This is a genomic window from Streptomyces sp. NPDC021115, from assembly GCF_044333065.1.
In the GTDB taxonomy this organism is placed as follows: Bacteria; Actinomycetota; Actinomycetes; order Streptomycetales; family Streptomycetaceae; genus Streptomyces.
The window spans coordinates 1-4257 of the sequence record NZ_JBIRQF010000051.1 but is presented as its reverse complement, the minus strand read 5'-3'; the positions used below and the strand labels follow the sequence as shown (position 1 = coordinate 4257).

Sequence of the window (4257 nt, the reverse complement as noted above, 5' to 3'; positions counted from 1 at the left end):
CCACACCCCACCACCAGATGACGCGCCAGCAGCGACCCCAGCACCCCCGTACCGCCCACCACCAACACCACACCCTCAGGATCCAACGACACCGGAAGAGTGAGTACGTTCTTGCCCGTGTGGCGGCCCTGGCTGATGTGGCGGAAGGCGTCCTTGCCGCGGCGGATGTCCCAGGCGGTGAGCGGCAGCGGGGTGAGCACGCCGCGTGCGAAGAGGCCCATGAGGTCGGTGAGCATTTCCTGGATGCGGTCGGCGTCGACCCGCATGAGATCGAACGCCCGGTAGGAGACGTGGGCGAAGGACGCGGGGTCCCTGATGTCGGTCTTGCCCATCTCCAGGAACCGGCCGCCGGGCCGCAGCAGGCGCAGTGAGGCGTCCACGTACTCGTGGGCCAGCGAGTTGAGCACGACGTCGAACCCGCCGTCCTCGCCGAGGACCTGACGGAATTTCCGCTCGAAGAGCAGGTCCCGGGAGGAGGCGACGCACTCGTCCCGCAGGCCCATGGAGCGCAGCGTGTCCCACTTGCCGGGACTCGCGGTGCCGAAGACCTGCGCTCCGAGATGACGGGCGAGCTGAACAGCTGCCATACCGACGCCGCCGGCCGCCGCGTGGACCAGCAGCGACTGGCCGGGAGCGAGGGCGGCCAGGTCGGTCAACGCGTGGTAGGCGGTCAGGAAGACGACGGGAACGGCTGCCGCCTGGGCGAACGTCCAGCCGTCCGGGACGGTGACGAGCATCCTGCTGTCGGTCGCGACCACCGGTCCGAACGCGCCGGGCAGCAGGCCCATGACCCGGTCACCGGGCACGAACCGGGTCACCCCGGGGCCGACCTCGGTGACCACACCGGCGCCCTCGATACCGAGCGGGCCCGCGTCGCCCGGGTAGAGCCCCAGGGCGTTGAGCACGTCGCGGAAGTTGAGGCCGGCGGCGCGGACGGTGACGCGAACCTCTCCCGGGAGCAGGGGGTCGAACGCCTCGGGGCGGGGGCGGAGGGACAGCGCGTCGAGCGAGCCGCTGGGGCCCGGTTCCATTCGCCAGACCGGCGCGCCCTCCGGGGGCGCGAGCAGCTCGCGGGATGTGTGCCGGACCAGCCGGGCGGCCTTCAAACAGTTGTCGCGCAAGGCCAATTGAGGTTCACCGGTGGCGAGGGCGGCGGCCACCAGGCCGGGGGTCGGGTCGGTGTCGACGTCCAGGAGGACGAACCGGCCGGGGTGTTCGGTCTGGGCGGTGCGCAGCAGGCCCCACAGCACGGATGCCGCGAGGTCCCCGACGCCTTCGCCGACTCCGGCGGCCACCGCTTTCCGGGTGAGGATCACCAGGGGCGCGGAGGTCGCGTGATCGTCGGCCATCCAGCTCTTCAGCAGGTACAGGACCTCGAGGGCGGCGGCATGGGCTTCAGCCACCACGTCGTGCTCCGGCGCGTCCGCCGTCCACGGTACGACCGCCACGTCGAGGGTCTCGATCACACCGGACAGCGCGGCGAGGTCCGGGTGACGTGCCACGCCTGGAAGGTCCGGGCCGCGCGTACCGAGGACGGCCCAGCGGTCCGTCCTCAGGTCCGGGACGGGTCCGGCCGGGGTGGTCTCGGCGGCCGGCTCCGGCACGGCAACCCAGTCCACGGCGAACTGGGACGTCCGGTCCCCGCGCGACGCGGAGTAGGGCCGTAGGGTCAGCGAGGCGACGGTGACGACCAGCGCCCCGGTGGCGTCACCGAGGTCCATGGCCACGGTGTCGGTACCGGTGGGCGTGAGCCGTACCCGCAGCGCGGTGGCCCCGGTGGCGTGCAGTTCGGCCCCGGACCAAGCGAACGGCAGCCGCAGTCCGGCCGCCCGGTCGCCCTGCAGGACGAGCAGGTGCAACGCCGCGTCCAGCAGAGCCGGATGCACTCCGAAACCGGAGGGGTCCACGCCGACGGGCAGCCCCACCTCCGCACACAGCGCGTCGCCGTCGCGCCAGGCGGCGCGCAGGCATTGGAACGCCGGCCCGTAGTCGTAGCCGCAGGCGGCCAAAACCTCGTACGCGTCGGCGATGTCGAGGGGGGTCGCATCCTTCGGCGGCCATTCCGTCAGCGTCTTCCCGGCGGTTGTGGCCTCTGCTTGGGCCTCCCTTTCAGCCTGGGCTTCGGCCACCAGTACGCCGGTGGCGTGGCGCGTCCAGGTGTCGCCGGAGCGTGCGAACACGGCCAGCGACCAGCGGCCTTCTTCTTCCGGGTCTTCCGGGTCCACTACGACACGGAGGTCGGCCGGCGTGTCACGGTGGAGGGACAGCGGTGCTTCCAGGGTGAGTTCGTCCAGTCGATGGCAGCCGACCCGAGCGCCCGCCGCCAGGGCGATATCGACCAGCGCCACACCGGGCAGCAGCACCTCGTCGCCGATGACATGGTCGTCCAGCCAGGGGTGGGTCGTCGGCGAGAGGCGGCCGGTGAGCACCCAGCCCCTCCCGTCGGGCCGCTCCACCGCCGCGCCCAGCAGCGGATGCCCCGCCGCCTCCAGCCCCGCCGACGCCACATCCACCACGGCCGCGTCCTCCCGCAGCCAGTAGGACCGGTGCTGGAAGGCATACGTCGGCAACTCCACCGGCCGCGCCCCCGGGAAGAGTGGCGACCAGTCGGGCAGATGACCGGCAAAGGCCGTCTGCGCCACCGTGGTGAGCAGGGCGCCGGTCTCCGGGCGCCGGGCACGCAGCAGCGGCAGCGCGACGGCGTCGGTGCTGGACGGCAGACAGTCCTGGACCAGGCCCGTCAGTACGCCGTCGGGGCCGAGTTCGAGGTAGGTGCCCACCCCGAGCCCGGCTAGGCAGTCGATCCCCTCGCCGAACCGGACGGCACGGCGGATGTGGGACACCCAGTAGTCCGGCGAACGCAGCTGCTCGGCGGCGGCCTCCCGACCGGTCACGTTGGACACGACGGAGAGGGCGGGTTCAGCGAAGCGCATGCCGTCGAGGACGGCGCGGAACTCATCGAGCACGCTGTCCATGTGCGGAGAGTGGAAGGCATGGCTGACCCGCAGCCGCCTGGTCCTGCGCCCCAGCGCCGCGAAGTGGTCCCCGACCTCGACGGCGACCGCGGCGTCGCCCGAGATCACGACGGACTGCGGACCGTTGATCGCGGCGATGCCGGCCCGGTCGTCACGGTCGCCGAGGACCGCCAGGACCTCCTGTTCGGTGGCCTGTAAGGCGATCATGGCGCCGTCGCTGCGGGCCGCCTCCATCAGCCGTCCCCGCGCTGCCACCATGAGCGCGGCATCCGGCAGGTCGAGGACGCCAGCGGCATGGGCGGCGGCCACCTCGCCGATCGAATGTCCGAGCAGGTGGTCGGGCTTGACGCCGTAGTGCTCCAGGAGCCTGAACTGCGCGGTTTCCAGCGCGAACAGGGCCGGTTGGGCGTACAGGGTGCGGTTCAGGAGTTCGGCGTCCGTACCGAAGACGACTTCCTTCAGGGGCAGGGGCAGATGCGGGTCCAGGTACGCGCACACATCGTCGAACGCCTTTGCGAAGACGGGGAAGTCCCGGTGCAGTCGCCGGCCCATGCCGAGGCGTTGCGCGCCCTGGCCGGTGAAGAGCAGGGCGAGCTTGTTCGGGCCGTCGGGGGGTGTGGTGGGGGGTGTGACGGTGAGGTTGTCCGCCGTACCGCCCTCGGCCAGGGCACGCAGCCCCGCCAGTAACTCCTCACGCCCCGCACCCGTCACCACCGCACGGTGCTCGAACAGCGACCGCTGCGAGACCAGCGACCACCCCACATCACCGGTCCGGGCTCCCAGCAACTCCCCCACATGCCCCAGCAATCGCCCGGCCTGCTCCCGCAACGCCTCCACCGACCGAGCCGACACCACCCACGGCACCGCGACCGAACCCCGGGACGAGCCCCGGGCCGAGCCCTGAGTGGAGTCAGCCTCCGCCGCAACAACAACCTCAGGAACCTCAGAAGTCCCAAGAGCAGCCGCAGAAGCCTCAAGAGCCTCAGCGGCCTCCTCCACGATCACGTGCGCGTTCGTCCCGCTGATCCCGAACGACGACACCCCCGCACGCCGCGGCCGACCCGCCGCGGGCCACTCCCGGGCCTCGGCCAGCAACTCCACCGCCCCCGCCGACCAGTCCACATGCCGCGTCGCCTCCTCGACATGCAGCGTCCGCGGCAGCGCCCCGTGCCGCATCGCCAGCACCGTCTTGATGACCCCGGCCACGCCCGCGGCCGCCTGCGCGTGCCCGATGTTCGACTTGATCGACCCCAGCCACAACGGCTCCGCACGGCCCGTGCCG

The 4257-nt window shown here is 72.0% G+C and carries 1 protein-coding gene; it reads right to left on the bottom strand.

From position 1 onward, the window contains the following. On the bottom strand, positions 1-4257 hold a 4257-nt coding region (locus ACH4TL_RS45705; RefSeq protein ID WP_398332082.1), incomplete at both ends, for an acyltransferase domain-containing protein.